Source organism: Metabacillus niabensis (assembly GCF_902829255.1).
Classification (GTDB): Bacteria; Bacillota; Bacilli; order Bacillales; family Bacillaceae; genus Metabacillus; species Metabacillus niabensis.
On record NZ_CADEPK010000031.1, the window covers coordinates 20,354 to 43,901 of the forward strand.

Below are 23,548 nucleotides of genomic sequence, written 5' to 3' on the forward strand. Positions count from 1 at the left end.
CAAGTTAATATATAGTCTCCGATAGCCGATATATGCAGTAGCTAACTATTTTATCCTAGGGGAGACATCGACATGAAATTGCTAAAAAACTTAAATATTACAAGGAAGCTATTAATCATTATTATTGTAAGCACCTTGGGACTTAGTTCTGTAGGTATTCTAGGAGTAAGCTATATTAAAGTTATGGCCCAAGGATCAGAAATTATGTATAAAGAAAACTTGCTTCCGCTTAACAAAATTATGCAAATTAGGGTAAATGCTAGAGCGAGCGATGCCTATACACTAGAGCTCTTAGTTACAGAGGATCCCGAAAGAAATAAAGAATTAATTGATGAAATTGCCTCTGCCTGGGAAGAAATTGATGGGTTAATTTCTGAAATTGAAGGTACTAAGTTAACAAAGGAACAACAAAATTTAGTAGAAAAATACAAGGAGCAGGCAGCAGCATTAAGCAGTAGCCGAGATAAAGTTATGAATCTCGCGGTTGAAAATAAAAATGATGAGGCATATTCAATCTACTTACAAGAGGTTGAGATAAATCGCGCGGCATTAAATGATACGCTAAAGGAACTACAGAAAACGAACATTACAAATGCTGAATCAATAAATACTCTTAATCATGAAAGTGAAAAAGAAATCGTTATTTTTGTAACAGTTATTATCCTTGTAGCTCTTATATTATTAGTTATTTTAAGCGTAGTAATTGCACGGATGATCGTTAGACCAATTAAAGAAGTTAAAGGTTTGCTTACTGAAGCAGAAAATGGTGATTTTACAGTTAAAGGTAGTTATCAGTCTAAAGATGAAATTGGTGAACTTACAACCTCCTTTAACAATATGACGAATACATTACAATCTGTTTTTACAACAGTCCAGGATTCATCACAGCAAGTTGCATCAGCTTCTGAACAATTGAGCGCTAGTGCTGAGCAAAACAGTAAAGCGAGCGAGCATATTACGTTAACAGTACAGGAGCTTGCATCAGGATCTGATAAACAGGTTGATAAAGTCGCAGATAGCTCTAAAGTGATTACAGAAATAACAAATCATACAAAAACCATTGCAGACCATACGGAAAAAATCACGAAAGATGTGTTGCACGCTTCTGAAATGTCATTAGAGGGAAATCAGGCTATTAAAAAAGTAAATGAACAAATGAATTCAATTTACGAGAATGTAAATAGTCTTTCTGAAGCGATTAAAGGTTTGAATGATCGTTCTAATGAAATAGGACAAATTACAAATGTCATAACAGGAATATCTGCACAAACGAATTTATTGGCATTAAATGCTGCTATTGAAGCTGCAAGAGCTGGTGAACATGGAAAAGGGTTCGCGGTTGTTGCGGATGAAGTAAGAAAGCTTGCAGAAGAATCAACTAGTTCTACAGAAAAAATAGCCCAGCTAATTCAGCTAATCCAAAGCGATACAGATAAGACAATACAAACAATGAAAAAAGCAGCTGAAGAGGTATATTCCGGACTTAATGTTGTTCATGTAGCAGGAGATTCCTTCCAAAAAATTGAACTAGCGGTTAATGGAGTAGTTTCACAGATTGAAGATATTTCAAGATCGCTAAAAAAACTAGCAAATGGAACAGATATCGTTAATGAATCAATTCAAAATGTTAGTGATGTTGCTAAAGAATCAGCCATGATCACGCAAAATATTTCTGCAGCGACAGAAGAACAGCTAGCATCAATGGAAGAAATCTCCTCTTCCTCGCAGTCACTTGCCAGATTAGCTGACGATTTACAAATTGTTATTAAACAATTTAAAATCTAGTCTGTTCTTTTCAGTTTATATATAAAAACGAATGAATTGAAGAGCACAATGGTTAAAAAGCAGAAAGGGTCAGTCCCCACAATTAGAGTGAGGGACTGACCCTTTATAATTTGCAGATTAAAGCACACTCTCCTTTGCAAAAATGAGAAGGATGCTTAATACTTAGTTTGATTCTTTTAACTCCTTAATAGCTGGAGAAGATTTTCGATGGAGCACGAATTTGTACATAACAATGACGACAACCATAAAGATGGCAGCATAAAAATAAAGATGACCGTAGCCAAGCTCTGCTGCAACAAGTCCTAATAGGTAAGATCCAATAGCTATTCCAGTATCAAATAGAGTAAAGAAGGTTGCGGTAGCATGACCGCTTCGATTTCTGTCTGTTGATTGAATAGCAAGGGTTTGTAAAGATGGAACGACCGTACCATAGCCCAATCCAATAAATGCACCTGATAATAGGAGTGTAAATGTGGAATTTGCCATGCTTAGTATGATCATACCAATTAAAAACAGGGCAAATGCCGGATACATGACAATATGAGGCCCCTTTTTATCAAATAATTTTCCACTAAACGGACGAGCGATAAGCATAACAACGGCAAAGACAACAAAGAAAAAGCTAGCAGCATCTAATAAATTTAGTTCCTTTGCATAGATAGAAAGAAACGAAAGAACACTTGAGTAAACAAAGGCTACTAAACTCCCAATAAATGCAACAGGAAATGCTCTTTTATCAATTAAATCTGAAAGTTGAAGTCGTTTTTTCACTCGGTTTTGATCAGGCTGTTCAATATTGAACTTGCTTGTAGCTGTAAAGATAACACCAGCAGTAATTAAGATTGCTAATATAAGGAATAATACCGTGAAAGATGTAGCTTGAATGAGTGAAAGAGAAACTATAGGCCCGAATACGACAGCTAGATTTGTGGACATAACAAAATATCCAAGACCTTCTCCACGTCTTTTGTGTGGAACAAGATCAGCTGCTATAGCTCCTGTTGCGGTTGTTGCAATACTAAACCATATCCCTTGGAAAAAGCGGAGTGCTAATAATAATGGATATTGCTGAACCCATAAGTATAAAAACGAGCATATTGTAAAGAGTATTAGACTTACCATGAGCATTCGTTTTTTACCGTAATCATCTAAAAGCTTACCAGAAAATGGCCTAACGACGATTGCTGATAAAAGGAAAATGGTTACGATTAAACCTGCATCAACCTCTGAACGATGTAGCTCATCGACAACATAGATAGGCAATGAGGTAAGCAGGCCATAAAACGCCGTAAAGATAAAAAAGTTGCTTAGAAAAATACTTATAAAGTTTTTCGTCCAAATTGGTTGTTTTGTTTCATTTCCCATTTAGATAGATTCCTCCTTCTCAGTTGTAATTGGCCCAAGTTTGTTTAAAAAGGAATAAAAAATCGTAAGCTCTTCCTTTGTTAAATGTTGAGTCATAGTTTGCTCAAATCTTTTTACTTCTTTTTCTACTAATGGAAGCTGTTCGATCGCCTTTTCAGTAAGAGAAACAAGACGCTCCCGTTTATCACTTCCTTGTGTCCGTTTAATCCAGCCGCTTTCTTCAAGCTTTGCCAGAGTTCGTGTAACGGTCGGGGCCTCGACAACAAGATAACGCCATATTTCACTCTGTGTCATAGGACCATTATTCTTAATACAGTAGAGTATTGACCATTGTGAGCTATACAATCCAAATTGCTGTAAATGTTCATTTAGCACCTTAGTCATCGCTCTAGTCTTTTTATAAAGGAAGTGAAACAATTGGTTTGTATTTTCCATAGTTTTACACCTCAATTTATTTACCTAGGTAACTATTTTATGATACCAGATAATTTTTATTTGTAAAGCAAAGCTGTTCTTAAAAAAGAAAGCTGACGATATTGTCAGCTCAATGTTATATAATATTAGCAATTATTTGTTTGCATGATTGATCACTTGGCATTCTTTCTCCAGTTCGCTAACGGACAACTCATAAAGCTGTTTTTCAGAGCTTTTATAAATACCCGCTTGCAATAATTTATTAATTAGTTGTGTTTTTCTAAGCTCAATAAGCTTACGTAATTGAGTAGACATTCGATCACCGCCTCTAAAAGAAAATGATAATCATTATCAATTAGGATTATAACTGATAAAAGAAAACTTGTAAACTATTCCAATTAATAAAGAAGCCTTGGTCATATTCACCAAGGCTTAATTCATTCTTCTTTCCTATATCACATGATGAAAAAAGTCTTACCTGTATCAGGAAAGTGTTAAATTTTCACGGTATCCTGCTTTAAATTCCAAGATTTCTTCCAAGAATAGTTTGCGATTAATAAGATGATAAATGCAGCAAAGGCAACGATCGAAAACGTAATGAATCCTGAAGCATACGAACCTGTCATTTCCTTAAGTGTACCTAAGATATTTGGCAGGAAGAATCCACCGATACCGCCTGCAGCCCCTACAATACCTGTTACCATCCCAATTTCTTTTTGGAAACGTTGTGGAACTAATTGGAAAACTGCGCCATTTCCCATTCCGAGACACATCATACCGACAAATAAAAGTGCAGTAATAGCAATTAGTGGTGGCAACTGACTAACGCCAATCATACAAGCAGCGACTCCGATAAATAGAATAGCAAGTACTTTTACCCCGCCAATTCGATCAGAGATATAACCTCCGACCGGTCTGAAAAAGCTTCCCGCAAAAACACAAATTGTAACGAAATCACCAGCCTGAACGCTAGACAGTTGATATTGATCGACAAAGAACATACTTAGGAAGCTTGATAGCCCGACAAATCCTCCGAATGTAACACTGTAGAGCAAGCAGAAGAACCAAGTATCCCGAAATGCAAAAACTTTAAAGTAATTAGCTAATGGCTGTGGTGCAGGTTGTGTCGGTGCATCCTTTGCTAAAAGGAGAAAAAGTCCAAAGGTAATTAGTAAAGGGATAAGTGCAATACCCATGGTCATATGCCAGCCGAACTGCTCTGCTAAACGTGGACCGAATAATGTTGCAAGTAATGTTCCGCTATTTCCTGCTCCAGCAATCCCCATTGCTAATCCTTGTAGATGAGGTGGGTACCATCTGCTTGCCATTGGTAAGGCAACGGCAAAGCTGGCACCTGCAACACCTAATAAAATCCCAATCATATAAAGCTCGGGAAGTGTATTTCCAGCTAATAGTCCCCAGAGTAATGGAATAACCGTAATGCTCATGCCGATTGTGGCAGTTTTCTTCGGACCAATTCGGTCAGTTAAAATTCCTAGAACGATTCTAAAGAAAGAACCTGCAAGTATCGGAATGGCAACAATAAGTCCTTTTTGTGAAGGGGATAGTCCAAATTCCTCGGTAATGAATACACCAAGTGCACCTAGAATAACCCAAATCATGAAGCTTACATCGAAATATAGAAAAGCTGAAAACAATGTTTTCGGATGACCACTTGTCTTTAAATCAGAAAATTTCATATATATTTTCTCCTCTCATCTCATCTTTTCAATGCTCTTTGTATTTTCCTATCTCTGTCGCTAATATGTTGTCATTATAAATTGCTCCATTTAGAACGCAAAGCTATCTGTTAGGAAATATGACAGAGAATATTACAAAATATGCTTTTGTTTTTCGTGATATGGTAAATATTAGTAATGATTGAAGGTTTTACGTTAGAAAATATGACAACAAAACTCTTTAATAAGGAAAATTATGAAATAATGAAACTAAAATGAAGAAGACAGATTATGAATGTTGGAGGGTTAAGATGAGGCAGAGACTAGTCGTGGTCGGAAATGGTATGGCAGGAGTTCGCTGTGTTGAAGAAATCTTAAAGCGTAACTCTGAGCTATTTTCGATTTCTATTATTGGAAGTGAACCACATCCTAATTATAATCGGATTTTATTATCTTCTGTTTTACAAGGGGAAGCGTCATTTAATGAAATTACTATAAATAAACGTGAATGGTACGAGGAGAATGGGATTGACCTCTACACTGGAGAAACGGCAATAAAGATTGATTCGCAAAATAAGCAAATTACCACCAATCTTAATCGAGTGATTGCCTACGATAAATTAATCATTGCAACAGGATCGGAACCGTTTGTTCTACCCATCCCTGGTGTTGAAAAGGAAGGAGTTGTCACCTTTCGTACAATTGAGGATTGTAAAAAAATCATCGAATTGTCTAAAGGTCATAAGCAAGCAGCCGTGATTGGAGGGGGAGTGTTAGGGTTAGAGGCAGCAAGGGGTCTCGTGAATCTAGGCTTGAAAGTGAAAGTCGTTCACAATATGGATTACTTGATGCAACGACAGCTTGATCCAACCTCATCAAAAATGCTGCAAACAGTCCTAGAACAGCAAGGAATTGAATTCTATTTAGGCAAAGTAACGGAAAAAATAGCAGGGGAAGAAAGAGTTGAAAAACTTGAGTTTACGGATGGAACAGAAATTGAGGCGGATTTAGTCGTTATGGCTGTTGGGGTGAAACCTAATATAGGCCTAGCGAAATGCAGTGGTATTGAGACAAGTCATGGAATTATTGTTAATGATTATATGGAAACAAGAACAGCTGATATATATGCGTTGGGTGAATGTGCCCAGCATAATGGCATTGTTTATGGGTTAGTGAAGCCGTTGTATGAGCAAGGCCAAGCGTTAGCGAACCATCTTTGTGGAATTGAAGAACAAGGGTATCAAGGATCGATTTTATCAACGAGCTTAAAGGTGCCAGGTGTTGAGCTCTTTTCTGTTGGAGATTTCACTGAGAATGAAACATCAAAAATGGTGAAATTAGAAAATCAATTAGAAGGCATTTATAAAAAAATTGTTTTTCAAGGAGATATTATCGTGGGCGCGGTCCTTTTTGGAGAAACAACTTCTGGGTCTAAACTGCTTGATCTGATTGCCAAAAGAAAACATGTAAATGATGATGAGAAACGTCAATTGCTTCAAATAAATGAACGTGGGCCAACGTTATTTAAGCAAATGCCGCAAAGTGAAATGATATGTAATTGTAATGCTGTATCAAAGGGAACCATTATGGAGGCTGTACTTCAAAAGGGATTAACGACTGTTGACGAAATAAAGCAATGTACGAAGGCATCCGGCTCGTGTGGAGGCTGTAAGTCAATGGTGGCAGGTTTGCTCACCTATATTAACAGTGATGAATGCGATGAAACAATTGAGCAAAACACATTGTGCAAATGTACGGAATTGACGGAAGATGAAGTTGTTTACCAGATTCAGCAAAAACAATTATCTTCATTAGAAGATGTATTTACTGAGTTGAATTGGAAATCTGAAAATGGCTGTAGCACCTGTATTTCTGCAATTCGTTATTATTTGGCAATGATATACCCAGGGCATGACAGGTCGATTAAAAAGGATATCGTAAATGCTCAGCTCGAGGAAGATGGTACTTATTCACTTGTCCTACAAATGTATGGGGGCATGACAAATGTAAATGAATTACAAATGATAACAAATGTAATGAAAAAGTACCAAATACGTGAGGTGGGATTAACAGCAGAGCAACGATTTCAATTAAAGGGGATTCAAAAGGAAGTCATTCATGCTGTATGTACAGAATTGAAGATTCCCTCAATCCCAGCTTTGGATAATACCATTCGTTACGTTAATACATTTTTTGGAGAAAGACTTTGCCAATGTAGCAATGAAAAATCAAAGCAATTGGCAATTGAAATTGAAAAGGAAGTCGGCCAAATATTAACGCCACATCTTGTCATTATTGGATTTTCCGCCTGTAAGCACCAGGAAAAGGACTTAATGATAAAGGATATTAGCATCATTGGCAACAATGGAGGATGGGAAATTTATGTTGGCGGAAGTACGGGGCAACATATTCAGCAAGGGGAACTATTGACGGTTACAAAAAATCTCCATGAAGTAAAGCTGTTCTTAAGCGGATTTGTTCAATATTATCGAGAAACCGGGAATTATCAGGAGCCAATTTATGAATGGATTAAGAGGGTTGGGATGATTCATATCCGAGAGGTCTTATTCGAAACGTCATTATGTAGGCAATTAGTTGAGCGGTTGGAAGAGGATAGAGCCGTAAGTTTAGAATATGTGACGAAATAATTAAGAGATTAAGAGAATAGGGATGATGCGTTTTGACAGAACTATTATTAAAATACTTTCGAACGAAGCAACAAGAGGTCCAATCAGAAAAGGTTTATGATACACAATGCCCGTTCTGCAGCATGCAATGTAAAATGCAATTAATTGAGCAATCAATCGTTTCAAGGAAGAAGTATACAACAATAGGAGTAGATAATCCTACATCGGAGGGAAGAATCTGCATTAAAGGAATGAATGCCCATCAGCATGCACTTCACCAGGATCGGATTAAATATCCATTGCTTAAAGTAAACGGTGAATTTGTTCGGATCTCATGGCGGGAGGCATTAGCTGTGATTAAGGAAAAGTTCACTGATATTCAGGTAGCAGATGGTACAAATGCACTTGCGGTTTACGGGAGTGCTTCTATTACAAATGAAGAAGCTTATTTACTAGGGAAGTTTGCTAGAGTGGCACTTACGACTCGCTACATCGATTACAATGGCCGCTTGTGCATGTCAGCCGCGGCTACTGCAGCGAACCAGACGTTCGGGATGGATCGTGGAATAACAAATGCATTAACTGAGGTTCCAACAACACGTGTCATTATATTAGCTGGAACAAATATAGCAGAATGCCAACCTACAATTATGCCATATTTTGAAAAAGCAAAAGAGAACGGTGCTTATATTATCGCGATTGATCCACGGGAGACAGCAACGACACAAATCGCTGACTTACATTTAAAAGTTAAGCCAGGGATGGACGCTGCCTTAGCAAATGGATTATTAAAGGTCATCATCGAAGAAAATTTAACTGATGAACAATTCATTCGTGATCGTGCTACAGGCTTTGCTGAAGTAAAGGAATATGTGCTTTCTCAATCATTAGATGAAATTGCAGAATTAACAGGTGTTCCAAAGGAGCAAATTGAAACGGCAGCGATAAAGTTTGCAAGTGAGGAAACAGGAATGCTATTTACGGCTAGAGGCGTCGAACAGCAAATTGATGGGACAGCAGCTGTAAGGAATTTACTTAATGTGTTAATTGCAACAGGGAAAATTGGTAAGCCTTCATGTGGATATGGGGCGATTACTGGTCAAGGCAATGGTCAGGGAGCACGTGAACATGGACAAAAGGCTGATCAACTACCAGGATATCGTTCAATCGAAAATGAGGAGCATAGAGAATATATAGCATCTGTTTGGGGGATCAACAAAGAGGATATACCACGTAAGGGTGTTTCGGCATTTGAAATGTTTAAGAAAATTGATGAGGGAGAAATTACAGGAATGCTCCTCATGTGCTCAAACCCTGTTGTTTCAAATCCAAATGCCAATTTTGTAAAATCGGCGTTAAAAAAGTTGAAATTTTTAGTCGCTATCGACTTATTCGTCTCGGAAACAGCCGAATATGCAGACCTTATTTTGCCGACCTCCTCTTATTTAGAGGACGAAGGAACAATGACGAATCTCGAAGGGAGAGTCATTCTTAGAGAGGCAAGTCGACCATGTCCAGGAGAAGTAAAGCATGATTGGGAAATTATTTGCGAGATTGCGAAGGTATTAGGGAAAGGACAGTATTTTCCTTACAAAAAGGCAGAGGATATCTTTAATGAGTTGCGTATCGCTAGTAAGGGAGGGATTGCTGATTATTATGGGATTACGTATGACCGAATTCGAAAGGAAAAGGGCATCTTATGGCCATGTCCAGATGAAACCCATGGTGGAACTGCTCGATTATTTGAGCATTCCTTTGCACATCCAGACGGAAAGGCAAAGATGGTTGTAGTAAGTAATAGTTCACAAATCCCCAAAGAAAAACCATCGGAGGAATACCCCCTCTATTTAACGACTGGCAGAGTGGTGTCACATTATTTAACAGGAGTCCAAACGAGAAAAAGTGCTGCTTTAGCGGCAAGAAATTTTGAATCATATTTAGAAATTCATCCAGAAACAGCAAGAAAATATCAAATTGAAAATAATCGTCTTGTTACAGTAACTTCTAAGCGGGGAAGTATCGTAGTTAGAAGTAAATGGTCAGATAAAATTAGACAGGATACAGTCTTTGTTCCATTCCATTGGGCAGATAGCCAAAATGTAAACATGTTAGTTGGCGAGGATTTAGATCCTTTCTGCAAAATGCCGGGATTTAAAGTGAGTGCAGTAAAGGTTGTTCCAAATTAATGTATGTAGAGAGGGTGGCTCAAAAACAAAGGTTTTAGACCCCTCAAACACAATATATAGGCTAATGATAAGGTTAGTTTACTATGTACGAGTGTTTGTTGGAGGGGGCAGTCCTTTTTGTGTCACTCTCTTTATTTGCTTTCGAGGTAAATAGGGCTTGTATGTCTCAAAACAAGAAATATGAGATTCATCTCCGAATGAAATAAACCATGTTAGAAAATGTAACATGTAAGTAAAATATTGCAATTTACCGTGTTATAGTAAAGGAAACTTTCTAGGGGAGGAACTACAGGTGGAAAAAAAGAAGCTAGTTCTTATTGGGAATGGAATGGCCGGGGTTCGAGCAATCGAAGAAATACTAAAAATTTCAAAAGATATATTTGATATTACAATCTTTGGCAGTGAGCCACATCCTAATTACAATAGAATCCTTTTATCGAAGGTATTACAAGGTGATACAAATGTGAGTGATATTACCTTAAATGATTGGGATTGGTATGAGGAAAATGACATTACCCTTTATACAGGAGAGACAGTGACCAAAATCCAAACAGAGAAAAAAGTTGTCGTATCTGATAAAGGAAGAATCGTACCTTACGATGAAGTCATCGTTGCAACGGGCTCAGTACCATTTATTTTACCACTTCCAGGAGCTGATAAAGAAGGAGTAACAGCCTTCCGTGATATTAAGGATACAGATATCATGCTAGAGGCTTCGAAAAAATATAAAAAGGCAGCGGTTATCGGCGGGGGGCTACTTGGATTAGAAGCAGCTCGTGGATTATTGAACTTAGGAATGGATGTAACGGTTATCCACATTGCCCCAACGTTAATGGAGCGCCAATTAGATGAAACAGCAGGGAAGCTTTTGCAAAGGGAATTAGAAAAGCAAGGAATGAAGTTTTTATTAGAAGCAAGCACTCAAGAAATTTACGGGGAGGAACGCGTAGAAGGCTTAAAGTTTCAAGATGGATCACAGCTTGAAGCAGATTTAGTTGTCATGGCTGTTGGGATCAAGCCGAACGTCGAGCTAGCAAAGGAAAGTGGCTTAACCGTTAACAGAGGAATTGTTGTAAATGATTATTTGCAAACAAATGTGCCTCATGTGTATTCAGTTGGTGAATGTGCAGAGCATAATGGGATTCCATACGGATTAGTTGCGCCATTATATGAACAAGCAAAGGTGCTTGCTCATCATATTTGTGGAAAAGAAACAGCTCCATACAAAGGCTCAGTCTTATCTACTCAATTAAAGGTTTCTGGTGTTGAAGTATTCTCAGCAGGTGACTTTATTGAAGGTGATGATAAAAAGGCGTTAAAAATCTTTGACGAGCAAGATGGAGTATATAAGAAAATTGTCTTAAATGGAAATAAAATCGTCGGAGCGGTTTTATTCGGAGATAGCAAAGAGGGAAATCGTCTATTCTCGATGATTAAAAAGGGAGCAGACATCTCTGATACAGAGAAAATTACAATATTACAGCCAATTGGCGAAGAAGCTGGTACTAGTTTAGTTGCAGCAATGAGTGCGGATGAAATTATTTGTGGCTGTAACGGTGTTTCAAAAGGTGCCATTGTCCAAGCAATTCAAGAAAAAGGCTGTACATCTGTTGATGAGATAAAAGCGTGTACGAGTGCATCACGTTCATGTGGTGGCTGTAAGCCGTTAGTGGCAGATGTTCTTCAGCTAACACTTGGATCTGAGTTTGATGCATCTGCACAAAAAGAGGCAATTTGTGGCTGTACATCATTATCAAGAGATGAAATTGTCGAAGGTATTAAAGAAAAAGGATTAACACATGTAAGAGAGGTTATGAATGTACTCGGCTGGGAAACAGAAGAAGGCTGTTCAAAATGTCGCCCTGCTTTAAACTACTACCTAGGAATGATTCATCCGAAAGAATATGAAGATGAAAGAGAATCTCGTTTTGTCAATGAAAGAATGCATGCAAATATACAAAAGGACGGAACGTATTCAGTTGTACCGAGAATGTATGGCGGTGTAACAAATGCTAAGGATTTACGTCGGATTGCAGACGTTGTCGAGAAGTATGATATTCCATTAGTGAAGGTGACAGGTGGTCAACGTATTGATTTACTTGGTGTGAAGAAGGATGATCTGCCAAAGGTTTGGGAAGACCTCGATATGCCTTCAGGTTTTGCTTATGGAAAATCACTTCGAACAGTAAAAACTTGTGTCGGTGAACAATTTTGCCGCTTCGGTACTCAAGATTCAATCGGATTAGGAATTGAACTTGAAAAGAAATTTGAAGGATTACAAACACCACATAAAGTGAAGATGGCTGTATCGGCATGTCCGAGAAGCTGTGCGGAATCAGGCTTTAAAGATATTGGCTTTATCGGCATTGACGGTGGCTGGGAAATTTATGTTGGCGGAAATGGCGGTACCCATGTCCGTAGTGGAGACCTTCTATATAAAGTGAAAACAGATGAAGAGGCTATGGAGATTACAGGTGCATACTTGCAATATTATCGTGAAACAGCAAATTATTTAGAACGTACATCTGCATGGATTGAACGAGTTGGCTTAGCGCATGTCCAATCTGTACTAGACGATAAAAACATGCGAAAAGAATTGAACGAACGTATGGATGAAGCCTTATCTGTTTATAAGGATCCTTGGAAAGAGATTATTGAAAATGAAAAAACAACAAAACAACTATTCCAAACGGTTGGGATGTCGTAATAACCTAGGAGAATAATTTTCAGAATCTTAAGTTAATGGGTGCGAGCTTTGATTACTGTGTCTCACCTTTATTTTAAAAAGGTGAGACACTTCCGATTATTAAAATTCAAATTAGCCTTTAGTTAAATATCTAGCTCTAGATTTACTACTGCTAAATCCTTAAAAGTGAAAGAGGGCATTGACGATTGCAGTTTTATTTAATAGTCTAGGAGGAATACGTGATATGAAAGAGTTAACAAAATCGAAAATATATGTGGGAGCTTTATCCGAATTACCTGAACGTGTAGGGAAGACGGTTCAGCTTGAAGCGGAAAAAGAAGTGGCTGTTTTTAAACTTTCGAATGGGAAAGTGAAGGCTGTAGAAAACAAATGTCCTCATAAAGGTGGCGTATTAAGTGAAGGGATTGTTAGTGGTGAGCATGTTTTCTGCCCGATGCATGACTGGAAAATATGCCTTGATGATGGGAAGGTTCAAGAACCAGATTTTGGCTGTGTAAAAACATATGCAACGTTAATTGAAGATGATGATGTTTATCTTTTAGTATAGAAAAGAATCAAAAAGTAACAGAGCATGTAACTTGATTGGGTCTGACCTCTCCCCACAATTTAGCTCGGTGTGGCGAAATTGTTGGCAAGGGTTGGCCCTCTCTCTTTTTATTAGCGATAACGGGCAAAAGCCCCATCTCGAAACCGAAGTAGGTTAGGTGGGATTTATTGCTCAGAGGATCCCTATTAGTTCACCTTGCAAGCATGACGTTTTACTTTATTACTTACAGGAGGTAATGGAAAATGGGGGAAGGCAAAGTATATTTAGTTGGTGCTGGGCCTGGGGACAGTGAATTGATTACTGTTAAAGGTATGGAGGCGTTAAAGCGAGCGGATGTTATTCTTTATGACCGTTTAGTGAATCCGAAGCTGCTGCGTTTTGCTCCGGCAAATTGCGAACTAATTTATTGTGGTAAATTACCAACAAGACATTTTATGAGACAAGAGGAAATTAATCATGTTTTAGTCGATAAAGCACTGGAAGGTTTAACAGTTGTTCGATTAAAAGGCGGTGATCCAAGTATATTTGGTAGGGTAGGTGAGGAGGCAGAGGCTCTAGCAAATGCCCATATTTCCTATGAAATAGTTCCAGGAATCACATCGGGTATAGCTGCACCGTTATATGCAGGAATTCCAGTCACTCATCGTGATTATGCCGGATCCTTTGCAATGGTAACAGCACATGATAAATCGAAAAACGGCAAGCCTGATATTGATTGGGAAGGCCTTGCAAGAGGGGTTCAAACGATTGCCTTTTATATGGGTATTTCAAATCTTGAGCATATTTGCGAAAATCTTATCAAGCATGGAAAGTCAGCAGATACACCTGTTATCATCATTCGTTGGGGCACATGGAGTAGACAGGAAAGTGTTGTTGGAACCTTGTCGACAATATCTGAAAAGGTGAGAAGTGCAAACATTATCAATCCAGCTATTACACTTGTTGGGGATATCGTTGCATCAAGAGAAAAGCTGAAATGGTTTGAGAAAAAGCCGCTATTTGGCAAGCAAATCCTGTCTGTAAGTGGGTGTGTGGATGAAGCTGGATTAGCGAATAACATTGAAGCGCAGGGAGCAGATGTCATTGAATTCCCTAAATGGAAAACATCTGAACGTTATCTTGAAGTGAAAATAATGAATAATCTCGAAAACTATAAACGAATTTTGTTTACAACAACAGCATCTGTATCATATTTTTTCTCCTTATTAAGAAAGCATCAAATTGATATTCGTGAAATTCGCGCAAGCCTCTATTGTAAGGATTTTGCTACGATTCAAGTTTTAGAAGAAAGAGGGCTATTTGCAAAATTGGAGAACGAGATGACAAAGGAAGGGAAGCTGTTGCTTGTAGGTTCAAAGGAAAAAGCCGATCCATTATGGATGCTTGAGTATAAATATGGTGAGTATGATTATGCTGATGTGTATCAATCCATTATCGATGAAAGATATATCCCTGTCATAAAAAGAGCTGTTGAAGATGCTTCGATTACTTCCATCCTGTTTTCATCTAAGGATGCTGTTCAACTCTTTATGAAGGAAGCTGAAAAATGTGGACTTAGCAATCTCTTAGAGGATGAACATGTTGAACTTCTTTGTGTAACAAATGAAGCGAAGGAAGCAGCTAAAAATCATGGATTGAAAGCAAAAATATTGGATTACTTCGAAGTAACATATCCGGATAACGGTGCAACGGCAATTGCAACAACGAGTCTATAATAAGGCTGAATCAAATACAAGGAGATTGATTCAGCCCTTCTACTAAAACATGATATCAATATTCAATTTCTTCATAGTCCTTTGGTTGAGGAACAGGCTGCTCTTGGTTTTTTAGGTTGAACTCAGAAAGTGCTTCAGATTTTCGTTTGTAAATTTTCCCTTTAGGATTCGGTTTACCTTTGCCGTCGTTCATTTTCATTACCATCATCTCCTTGTTTCGTTTCTTAACAAATAGTTTATCCATAATAGGTTTTAACATGTTGGATAAATAAGTGTTATTTATTGTTAAAAATTTAAAAGGTCCGACGTTTGTCAGACCTAAAGGAAAGATGACTTTAAACTATGCTGTCTTACGGTAGTTCAAGTTTAGTTAAAGGTTTTTTAGCCGGTCCTTCGATTACTTCTCCTGCGATAGAATATCTTGAACCGTGGCATGGGCAATCCCATGTGCGATCACCGCTATTCCATTCAACCTCACAGCCCATATGTGTGCACGTCGTATCAACAAGGGAAATATCTCCCTCCCTATTCCTGTAGCACCCTGCCCGTCTACCTTCAACTACAACAATTGCCCCTTCATCTTTTCCAACATCTTCAATAAATTTTTCAGCAGTATCAAATTTACCTGCAATTAAATGCCCAGCTACATCTAGATTTTGCATAAGAAAGGTTTTAATGCTTGGATCTGCATAAAAGCGAGAAGGATCGTAAAGCTCCTTATAAGGATTTTCCTTTTCAAGAACAATGTCACATAAAATATGTGCGGCAGCCGTTCCGTTTGACATCCCCCATTTACGATACCCAGTTGCAACAAGAACGTTTGGATGATTTTCTGTAATTTGTCCGACATAAGGAACTTTATCTAATGTATAAAGATCTTGTGCAGACCAACGATACTTAATTTCCTCAATTCCAACTACTTGTTCGGCAAAATCCTCTAATGCTTTGTAATGCTTATAAGTTGAAGTGCCTTGTCCTGTTTTATGACCATCTCCACTAACTAACAGCAATTTTTCTCCATTCATAGGTGTATATCGAATCGAACGAGTAGGTGAATCGGCACTATAGTACATCCCACCTGGAAACTCGGTTTTTGATTTTATCCCTAGGACATAGGAACGTTCTGCATGTAATTTTGTAAAATAAAATCCTCGACCATCATAAAAAGGGAAATGGGAGCATGAGATAGCATAACGACAAGTTATTCGATTGCCATTACGTGTGATGACAGCAGGCTTTGTCGCTGATGTATCGATATCAACTGCCGTTGTATTCTCATAGATTTCGCCACCAGCGTTTGTAATTTCCTGTACTAGGACTTTTAAATAAGAAAGCGGGTGGAATTGCCCTTGCTCCTTCATCTTTATGGCGCCCTTAACATCAATCGGCAAGGCGATTTTATCGGTAAATTCACTTCTGATCCCTAGCTTTTGATATGCATCATATTCCTTTTCGATCTTCCGCAAATATTGATCACTGACAGCGTAAATAATGGCATCCTCTGTTGTTAAATCACATTCAATCCCAAGCTCTTTTACTGTTTTTCGAACAAATTCAAGTGCGTTTTGGTTTGCCTCATAATATTTCTGTGTTTTTTCGATACCAATATGTTGAATAAACTCATCATAGATAAGTCCATGCTGAGCGGTGACCTTTGCCGTCGTGTGGCCAGTTGTTCCATTAAATAATTCGCTTGCTTCAAGAATTGCAACCTTTAATCCGTTCTTCACTAGCAAATAGGCAGTAGTGATTCCTGTAATACCGCCTCCAACAATTGCGACATCAACGTCTATATCCTCTGATAGCTCTGGATAACGTTCAAAGCTTGTTGTGCTTCTCCAATATGATGATGGTTCAAACGGCATTTGCGCCTGATTAGTCATTTGTATCCTCCCTTTCCACGAACACGCTTCCGTTAGCATGAAAAAATCAATAATGAAACCGTGAAGCCATTTAAGATAATTTTTACCTATTGTGTAAAAAACATGTATTGTTCAGCATAATTTTTTCTTCTATATATAAAAGTCTTACGGCAACTACGTCTTAAGTCTTAGCTGAAAATAAAGCTAGGGCACGTTATTGGAAAAAGGAAATGTAGGTAAGATAAAGCTATAAACAAACACACTATCAACACCAATAAGCTGATAAGGCTAAGGTTGAGATAGATAATTGAAAAGGCGGTAACTATCACCGCTACATTTATAGAAAGGAGGAAAATAGGATGAAAAAATTTGGTTTATTTATTTTAGGTGGGGTGGCAGCGATTGTCCTCTTATCAAATTTGGCACCAATGATTGCTTTAGCCCTTAGTCTTACAGTGATGTACTTTTCATATAAAGGCTTTATGAAAACAGACTCAACTTTCACGAAAATTCTATTAGCCATTATCGGTGTTGTTGCCTTGTTTGCCTCAGCATCAAATTTACCGGCTGTTATAGGAGTAGTTGCAATCTATGTTCTATACGTTGTGTATAAGAAATGGAATAAAAAGCCGGAAGTTGAAAAAGTGTCAAATGAAAGTGATGACCCTTTTACAAATTTTGAAAAAGAGTGGAATCAATTAAAAGGAAATTACTAATCGGCATTAAACGTTCAAATAAAACAAGAGACGTGGTAACACACGTCCTTTATATAAAAGGAGAGAATAAAATGGCAAATATTTTTACTAGAATTAAAGATTCAATTGCAGCAGATTTACATGAAGCATTAGATAATAAGGAGCAAAAAAATCCAATTGCTGTGCTCAATCATTATTTAAGACAGTGTGAACAGGAAACTGAAAAGGTTCGCAAGCTAGTTGAACGTCAATACTTATTAAAGGAAGAGTTTAACCGTGAATATAATGAAGCTTTACGTCTAGCCGAAAAGCGTAAACGACAGGCGGAAATTGCAGAAAAAGCAGGTGAGGAAGAGCTTCATCAATTTGCAGTGAAGGAACACGTATACTACGAAGAGAGAGTTGGTCGATTAAGAGAATCTCTTCAGCAAACAACACATCAATTAGAAGAGCTAGAGCAAAAATATGAAGAAATGAAACATAAGCTAAAGGATATGCATATTAAACGCATGGAACTTATGGGCAGAGAAAATATTGCCCGCGCTCACTATCGTATGAACAAGGTAGTCGAAAATACAAACTACTCAACGAACTCTTATTCAAAATTTACAGAAATGGAAAACTACCTTGATCGCCTGGAGCATCAAGTAAATACGATGTATCATCGAAATACAATTGATGCAAGAATAGCTCAATTAGAAAAACAAATGAAAAATGAGGAAACTAGTACGATTTCTTAATCAAAACATGGTATCCTAATAAGGCGTAGGTAATCACTACGCCTTATTCATACTTAGTAAATAGTAGCAGATAAGCTACTCCATAATACAAGGTAAACACCTTCTATTATGGAGTAATTTATCTAGTATATTGACAAAAATCTGCTAAAAAATTATTTAAGAATATTTTAAAGTTCATTTTCTATAGATAAGCATGACGAAGAATTTTAACAAAATGAAAGGAGGGTCTATATGCTACGTAATATGAATACAGACTATTTAAATTGGATAGTGTTAATCGGAATTCTCCTCCTTTTATTAGAGGTAGTATTTTTTAATGGTGGCTTAATCATTGCCGTTGTTCTTTCAACTGGGTGTATCTATCTTGGTTCAAGATGGAAGCCTGGTTTTATGGGCAAGATGCTGTACTGGATAGGATGGATATGGTTAATCGTAACGGTATTAAATATGATAACGTTTCGGTACTTTTTCTGTGTTGTCCTTGTTTCGATAATTGTTCAATTTTTTCAATCACAAAAAAAGCCTAAGGAGATAAAGCCTGCTACCTTAGAGAATGTATCGAAGCCTGGGGAATTTCATAAGCAAGGCAGTTTATTTAAAAATAAGCTATTTGCTAATCAAACAACGCCTGAGCATGTATATGAATGGAATGACATCAATATTCAGGTCGGTGTCGGAAATACAATTATAGATTTAAGTGATACGGTTTTACCTAATGGAGAAGCGGTTATTTCAATTCGTAGCTTAATAGGTAATATCCAAATCCTTGTACCATATGAAGTAGAGGTTCAATTAAATCATTCCATCATCGTTGGATCTGTTACAATATTTCAGGAAAAAGAGCATAGAATTGTTAATGAGACAGTTGTCTACAAAAGTGGTGAATATGATCAGGCTGAGCAAAAGGTAAAAATAATCACCGCAGGTTTAACGGGAAAGCTTGAGGTGAAACGAGTATGAATATTATTTTACGTCAGCTCGTTTCAGCAATCATCTTTACAATTATTTTGTTCGTGTTATTTTCCTTCATGTATTTTATTGCCTTTCCGCTAGAAAGCTGGAGCTCTCTTTGGGAAAATAAGATTCTTGATTTTCCTTTTGTGTACATTGTGCCAAGTATTAGTATTTTACTTGGAGCATGCTATGGAGCACTAACAGGATACTATTGGAAGAAGCAATTATATACAGTAGAGACTGCTGTTAAAGAATTAGAAAAAGGTCGCCCTATTCCTATTGAACAGCAGGTGCTACCGGAAATTCATGATATTTGGGTTCGAATAGAAAAGATTCAAAAAAATATGTTGGAGCAAACAAAGCTATCGCAAAAGCTGGCAAATGAAAAAGCAGAGGATCATGAGAAAAGAGTACAAGAAATGGTTTCACAAGAAAGAAACCGCCTAGCTCGGGAGCTTCATGATTCTGTTAGCCAGCAATTATTTGCAGCTTCAATGATGATGTCTGCTATCACAGAATCAAAGCCATTATCAGATGACCGTGAAACGAAGCAGCTTAAATTAATTGAAGAAACAATCCAACAATCACAGCTGGAAATGAGGGCGCTGCTTCTCCATTTACGTCCTGCGGCACTAAAAGGAAAAACACTTCAAGAGGGTGTCGAGGAATTGCTTGTTGAACTCATGCAAAAGGTCTCAATGAAGATAAAATGGAAGGTCGAGCATATGCAGCTAGATAAAGGAGTCGAGGAGCATTTATTTCGGATTCTTCAAGAATCTGTATCAAACACACTCCGGCATGCAAAAGCAACAACATTGGATGTCCTGTTAATTAAGCGGGATGATTTTGTCATTATGAGGGTTTCTGACGATGGAGTTGGCTTTGAGGTTGATAATGAAGGAAAAACAGGCTCCTATGGCATGCAAAACATGTATGAACGAGCAATTGAAATTGGCGGAACGATAAAGGTAGTTAGCTTAAAAAATAAAGGTACACGTTTAGAGGTAAAGGTTCCAGTACTTAATGTAGAAGGTGAAGCAAATGATTAAAGTTGTTTTTGTTGATGATCACGAAATGGTCCGTATAGGGGTATCATCCTACCTATCTGCTCAACCGGATATCGAGGTAATTGGAGAAGCGGATAATGGAAAGGCTGGCGTTGAGCTTTGCTTAAGTTTACGTCCAGACATTATATTAATGGATTTAGTAATGAAGGAAATGGATGGAATTGAAGCAACAAGGCAAATTATTCAGTCATGGCCGGAAGCAAAAATCATAATTGTTACTAGCTTTCTTGATGATGAGAAGGTATACCCTGCATTAGAGGCTGGTGCAACAAGCTATTTATTGAAAACGTCCAAGGCTAGTGAAATTGCCAATGCTGTTCGGTCTACGTTCCATGGGCAATCGATATTAGAGCCAGAAGTTACAGGAAAAATGATGATGAAAATGCGACAAAAGGACGAAACGAAACTTCATGATCAGCTCACCTCCCGTGAAATGGAAATTTTAATGTTAATGGCACAAGGAAAGTCAAATCAGGAAATAGCAGATGAATTATTTATTGCTCTTAAAACAGCGAAAACCCATGTAAGTAACATTTTGAGCAAGCTAGAGGTACAGGACCGTACACAAGCGGTTATTTATGCCTTTAAGCATTCATTAGTCAAATAGTCGGTTTATATAAACATTTTATGTCATCAGATTAGATAAAGAGGAGAGACATACGATGCATCGAAATCAGGGATTATATAATTATTTAAATGAACATTCCTGGCAAATCACTGAGGATTGGTACAAACTAGTCAATGATGAAGATTCTGAATCGATTTACTCAACAACAGATCCAGAGATTATTCAATCATTGAAAGAGCAAAATCAAGATTATTTTCAACATTTACATAAGCTCTTTATTGAAAAGGAAGAGGATTTTTTTCGGGATTTTAAAATCTGGTCAGAGGAATTAGCAAAGGACCAAAAGCACTTAAAAACACCTGTTCAATATGTCGTACGGGAATTTATGAATTCTCAAGAAGTGTATATGAAATATTTAAAGGAATATTTTTCTTTAAATAAGGATAATGTTGCTTTGGATCAATTTTTATCTTGGATTGACTTAGTAAGAAGAGTCGTTAATTTATCAATTTACATTTATATCGAAGAAGCAAACCGAAATACGCTAAGGCAGCTTATAGCGCAAAAGGAAATTATTAATGAATTAAGCTCACCCGTTATCCTACTTCGAAAGAAAATTGCTCTCCTGCCACTTATTGGTGATATCGATACAGCACGAGCTAAAATCATTCTTGAAAACACGTTATCTCAATGTGCGGATTTGCGAATTGAGGATTTATGTATCGACTTATCAGGTGTCGCGATTATTGATACAATGGTAGCTCATGAAATATTCCACTTAATCCAAGCGTTAAAGCTCATTGGCGTTCGCTCAACATTATGTGGAATTAGACCGGAAATTGCCCAAACAGCGATTCAGCTTGGATTAGACTTTAGTCATATCCGTACAACAGCAACACTTTCACAAGCATTGGATCGGATTATAGCAGATTAAGCTATGTAAAAAGGTCGACTCTCTAATCGATTGTTACTCGATTAGGAGGGTCGACCTTTTATTAGAGTATATTCATCTTTTTGTCTACATAGATTTTCGCATTTATTATAAACTTTTCGCTGGTTAGAGCTAGAACTCCTTTTACTTTGCCCAGTCTTCGATATCCCAAACCTTTGTTACCCAATCTTCATAAAAGTCTGGCTCATGGCAGACGAGGACAACGGTACCTTTATATGCTTTAATTGCACGCTTTAGCTCTTCCTTGGCAGTAACGTCCAAATGGTTTGTAGGTTCGTCAAATAGTAGCCAGTTGCTTTCATTCATTTGCAATTTACATAAACGCACTTTTGCTTGTTCTCCACCACTTAACTGTGATAATGGACGAGAGATATGCTCGTTCTTCAAACCTGAACGTGCTAGCAGTGCTCTTATTTGATGCTGATCGAGATTTGGAAAGGCATTCCACACATCATCAATTGGTGTAATATCTCCTGCTTTTACCTCTTGTTCAAAATATGATGGAAATAAAAAGTCACCATGATTAATTGTTCCACCTAGTGGCTTCAGCTTGCCAAGGATTGTTTTCAGCAAGGTTGATTTCCCAATTCCATTACATCCAACAATCGCAATTTTATCTCCGCGCTCAATCGTCATCGTTAGCTTAGGAAGTAGTGGAGTGTCATACCCAATTTCAAGATCCTTCGCTTCAAATACATAGCGACTGCTGCTTCGGGACTCTTTAAATTCAAATGTCGGTTTTACTGCAGTTTCTGGACGGTCAATTCTTTCAATGCGGTCTAATTGCTTTTGACGGCTTTTTGCACGACCAGTTGTTGAATAACGTGCTTTATTTTTTGTGATAAATTCCTCTTGTTTTTTTATAAATTCACGTTGCTTTTCATAAGCTTGTAAATGTTGGTTTTTATTAATTTCAGCAAGCTCCAAAAACTTCTCATACGTTGCAGTGTATCGTGTGAGCTTAGAAAATTCTAAATGGAAAATAACATTTGATACACCGTTCATAAATTCAGTATCATGTGAGATTAATAGAAATGCATGTGGATAATCTTTTAAATAGTTACTTAGCCAGCGAATATGTTCAACATCTAAATAGTTGGTTGGCTCGTCAAGCAATAAGACATCAGGCTGTTCTAATAAAAGCTTTGCTAACAGCACCTTTGTTCGTTGCCCACCACTTAATGCTGAAACGTCGCGGTCTAGACCGATAGCATCAAGTCCTAACCCTCTTGCTGTTTCCTCAACCTTCATATCAAGTAAATAGAAGCCACCAGCATCAAGGCGATCCTGAATTTGTGCCATTTTTTCTAGTAGCTCCTCTAACTCCTCAGGCGATGCAGTTGCCATTTTATCTGTTACTTCATTTAGCTCCTTTTCCTGCTCGAATAAAGGAAGAAAAGCATCATTTAATATATCGCGAATCGTTTTGCCTTTTGTTAATACAGTATGTTGATCAAGGTAGCCATAACGAACTCCTGGAGTCCATTCGACACGGCCGGTATCGTAAATAAGCTGCCCTGTAATAATATTCATTAAAGTAGATTTTCCAACACCATTTGCCCCGACAAGTCCGACGCGTTCACCTGCTAAAAGACGAAGTGAAACATCTTTAAATAATGTACGGTCACCGAAGCTATGGCTGAGATTATCAATCGTTAATAGACTCATATTTTTTATCCTCCGTG

Annotated in this window: 19 protein-coding genes; 12 read left to right on the forward strand and 7 right to left on the reverse strand. The window is 37.6% G+C overall.

Annotation, left to right across the window (positions count from 1 at the left end; genetic code table 11):
• Window positions 1–72: 72 nt before the first annotated feature.
• Window positions 73–1,785: a methyl-accepting chemotaxis protein gene (locus tag HU235_RS05620; protein WP_174879568.1), complete on the forward strand. Its 1,713-nt coding sequence runs from the start codon at window positions 73–75 to the stop codon at window positions 1,783–1,785.
• Window positions 1,786–1,947: 162 nt separating this feature from the next.
• Here HU235_RS05620 and HU235_RS05625 read toward each other — a convergent pair whose 3' ends face one another.
• The 4 genes from HU235_RS05625 to HU235_RS05640 all read right to left on the reverse strand — a co-directional run bounded on the left by HU235_RS05625 (window position 1,948) and on the right by HU235_RS05640 (window position 5,264).
• A complete protein-coding gene (locus tag HU235_RS05625) occupies window positions 1,948–3,150 on the reverse strand; it encodes an MFS transporter (protein WP_174879569.1) in 1,203 nt (400 codons plus the stop codon).
• The gene (locus tag HU235_RS05630) at window positions 3,151–3,585 is read right to left on the reverse strand and encodes a MarR family winged helix-turn-helix transcriptional regulator (protein WP_174879570.1); all 435 of its coding nucleotides are present in this window, start codon (window positions 3,583–3,585) and stop codon (window positions 3,151–3,153) included. It lies immediately after the preceding gene.
• Window positions 3,586–3,717: 132 nt separating this feature from the next.
• Window positions 3,718–3,879: a Fur-regulated basic protein FbpA gene (locus HU235_RS05635; RefSeq protein ID WP_095300308.1), complete on the reverse strand. Its 162-nt coding sequence runs from the start codon at window positions 3,877–3,879 to the stop codon at window positions 3,718–3,720.
• Between the two features lie 179 nt (window positions 3,880–4,058).
• Window positions 4,059–5,264, reverse strand: coding sequence for a nitrate/nitrite transporter (locus HU235_RS05640; protein WP_095300307.1), 1,206 nt, complete (start codon window positions 5,262–5,264; stop codon window positions 4,059–4,061).
• A gap of 290 nt (window positions 5,265–5,554) precedes the next feature.
• Here HU235_RS05640 and nirB (HU235_RS05645) point away from each other — a divergent pair, with 290 nt between their 5' ends.
• From nirB (HU235_RS05645) to cobA, 5 genes are all read left to right on the forward strand, one after another.
• Window positions 5,555–7,891 (forward strand): nitrite reductase large subunit NirB, encoded by a 2,337-nt coding sequence (gene nirB, locus HU235_RS05645; protein ID WP_174879571.1) that lies wholly within the window; start codon window positions 5,555–5,557, stop codon window positions 7,889–7,891.
• 32 nt (window positions 7,892–7,923) lie between these two features.
• Window positions 7,924–10,056 carry an assimilatory nitrate reductase catalytic subunit NasC gene (gene nasC / locus HU235_RS05650; protein WP_174879572.1) on the forward strand — a complete coding sequence of 711 codons (2,133 nt, stop codon included), beginning with the start codon at window positions 7,924–7,926 and terminating at the stop codon, window positions 10,054–10,056.
• Between the two features lie 292 nt (window positions 10,057–10,348).
• Window positions 10,349–12,763, forward strand: a complete 2,415-nt coding sequence (gene nirB, locus HU235_RS05655; protein WP_174879573.1) for a nitrite reductase large subunit NirB — start codon at window positions 10,349–10,351, stop codon at window positions 12,761–12,763.
• Window positions 12,764–12,986: 223 nt separating this feature from the next.
• Window positions 12,987–13,310: a nitrite reductase small subunit NirD gene (gene nirD, locus HU235_RS05660; RefSeq protein ID WP_095300303.1), complete on the forward strand. Its 324-nt coding sequence runs from the start codon at window positions 12,987–12,989 to the stop codon at window positions 13,308–13,310.
• 242 nt (window positions 13,311–13,552) lie between these two features.
• Complete coding sequence (cobA, locus tag HU235_RS05665) at window positions 13,553–15,025, forward strand: uroporphyrinogen-III C-methyltransferase (RefSeq protein ID WP_174879574.1); 1,473 nt, start codon at window positions 13,553–13,555, stop codon at window positions 15,023–15,025.
• A 55-nt stretch (window positions 15,026–15,080) separates the two neighbouring features.
• On the opposite strand, the gene HU235_RS05670 is transcribed toward cobA, so the two are convergent.
• Together HU235_RS05670 and HU235_RS05675 are read right to left on the reverse strand one after the other, a co-directional pair.
• The gene (locus HU235_RS05670) at window positions 15,081–15,224 is read right to left on the reverse strand and encodes a hypothetical protein (RefSeq protein ID WP_174879575.1); all 144 of its coding nucleotides are present in this window, start codon (window positions 15,222–15,224) and stop codon (window positions 15,081–15,083) included.
• A 151-nt stretch (window positions 15,225–15,375) separates the two neighbouring features.
• On the reverse strand, window positions 15,376–16,908 hold the full coding sequence (locus HU235_RS05675) for an FAD-dependent oxidoreductase (RefSeq protein ID WP_095300301.1): 1,533 nt from the start codon (window positions 16,906–16,908) through the stop codon (window positions 15,376–15,378).
• A 338-nt stretch (window positions 16,909–17,246) separates the two neighbouring features.
• On the opposite strand from HU235_RS05675, the gene HU235_RS05680 reads away from it, so the two are divergent.
• From HU235_RS05680 to HU235_RS05705, 6 genes are all read left to right on the forward strand, one after another.
• Window positions 17,247–17,603, forward strand: a complete 357-nt coding sequence (locus HU235_RS05680) for a lmo0954 family membrane protein (protein ID WP_095300300.1) — start codon at window positions 17,247–17,249, stop codon at window positions 17,601–17,603.
• Between the two features lie 71 nt (window positions 17,604–17,674).
• Complete coding sequence (locus HU235_RS05685; protein ID WP_095300299.1) at window positions 17,675–18,322, forward strand: PspA/IM30 family protein; 648 nt, start codon at window positions 17,675–17,677, stop codon at window positions 18,320–18,322.
• Window positions 18,323–18,553: 231 nt separating this feature from the next.
• Entirely contained in the window at window positions 18,554–19,282 is a 729-nt protein-coding gene (gene liaF, locus HU235_RS05690) for a cell wall-active antibiotics response protein LiaF (RefSeq protein ID WP_174879576.1), read from the forward strand.
• A complete protein-coding gene (locus HU235_RS05695; RefSeq protein WP_174879577.1) occupies window positions 19,279–20,325 on the forward strand; it encodes a sensor histidine kinase in 1,047 nt (348 codons plus the stop codon). Before liaF ends, HU235_RS05695 begins: the two co-directional genes overlap by 4 nt.
• Complete coding sequence (locus tag HU235_RS05700) at window positions 20,318–20,950, forward strand: response regulator transcription factor (RefSeq protein WP_095300296.1); 633 nt, start codon at window positions 20,318–20,320, stop codon at window positions 20,948–20,950. Before HU235_RS05695 ends, HU235_RS05700 begins: the two co-directional genes overlap by 8 nt.
• A gap of 55 nt (window positions 20,951–21,005) precedes the next feature.
• Window positions 21,006–21,845, forward strand: coding sequence for an STAS domain-containing protein (locus HU235_RS05705; protein ID WP_095300295.1), 840 nt, complete (start codon window positions 21,006–21,008; stop codon window positions 21,843–21,845).
• 141 nt (window positions 21,846–21,986) lie between these two features.
• Here the strand turns inward: HU235_RS05705 and HU235_RS05710 are convergent, their stop codons facing one another.
• Window positions 21,987–23,531 carry an ABC-F family ATP-binding cassette domain-containing protein gene (locus HU235_RS05710; protein WP_174879578.1) on the reverse strand — a complete coding sequence of 515 codons (1,545 nt, stop codon included), beginning with the start codon at window positions 23,529–23,531 and terminating at the stop codon, window positions 21,987–21,989.
• Window positions 23,532–23,548: the final 17 nt, after the last annotated feature.

Excerpts from the sequence above, each read along its gene's own strand:
- HU235_RS05680 (WP_095300300.1), top strand. The coding sequence starts at position 17,247 with ATGAAAAAATTTGGTTTATTTATTTTAGGTGGGGTGGCAGCGATTGTC.
- HU235_RS05705 (WP_095300295.1), top strand. The coding sequence starts at position 21,006 with ATGCATCGAAATCAGGGATTATATAATTATTTAAATGAACATTCCTGG.
- HU235_RS05675 (WP_095300301.1), bottom strand. The coding sequence starts at position 16,908 with ATGACTAATCAGGCGCAAATGCCGTTTGAACCATCATCATATTGGAGA.
- HU235_RS05625 (WP_174879569.1), bottom strand. The coding sequence starts at position 3,150 with ATGGGAAATGAAACAAAACAACCAATTTGGACGAAAAACTTTATAAGT.
- HU235_RS05635 (WP_095300308.1), bottom strand. The coding sequence starts at position 3,879 with ATGTCTACTCAATTACGTAAGCTTATTGAGCTTAGAAAAACACAACTA.
- nirB (WP_174879571.1), top strand. The coding sequence starts at position 5,555 with ATGAGGCAGAGACTAGTCGTGGTCGGAAATGGTATGGCAGGAGTTCGC.
- HU235_RS05620 (WP_174879568.1), top strand. The coding sequence starts at position 73 with ATGAAATTGCTAAAAAACTTAAATATTACAAGGAAGCTATTAATCATT.
- HU235_RS05685 (WP_095300299.1), top strand. The coding sequence starts at position 17,675 with ATGGCAAATATTTTTACTAGAATTAAAGATTCAATTGCAGCAGATTTA.
- nirD (WP_095300303.1), top strand. The coding sequence starts at position 12,987 with ATGAAAGAGTTAACAAAATCGAAAATATATGTGGGAGCTTTATCCGAA.
- HU235_RS05640 (WP_095300307.1), bottom strand. The coding sequence starts at position 5,264 with ATGAAATTTTCTGATTTAAAGACAAGTGGTCATCCGAAAACATTGTTT.
- HU235_RS05695 (WP_174879577.1), top strand. The coding sequence starts at position 19,279 with ATGAATATTATTTTACGTCAGCTCGTTTCAGCAATCATCTTTACAATT.
- HU235_RS05710 (WP_174879578.1), bottom strand. The coding sequence starts at position 23,531 with ATGAGTCTATTAACGATTGATAATCTCAGCCATAGCTTCGGTGACCGT.
- cobA (WP_174879574.1), top strand. The coding sequence starts at position 13,553 with ATGGGGGAAGGCAAAGTATATTTAGTTGGTGCTGGGCCTGGGGACAGT.
- liaF (WP_174879576.1), top strand. The coding sequence starts at position 18,554 with ATGCTACGTAATATGAATACAGACTATTTAAATTGGATAGTGTTAATC.
- HU235_RS05630 (WP_174879570.1), bottom strand. The coding sequence starts at position 3,585 with ATGGAAAATACAAACCAATTGTTTCACTTCCTTTATAAAAAGACTAGA.
- HU235_RS05700 (WP_095300296.1), top strand. The coding sequence starts at position 20,318 with ATGATTAAAGTTGTTTTTGTTGATGATCACGAAATGGTCCGTATAGGG.
- HU235_RS05670 (WP_174879575.1), bottom strand. The coding sequence starts at position 15,224 with ATGAAAATGAACGACGGCAAAGGTAAACCGAATCCTAAAGGGAAAATT.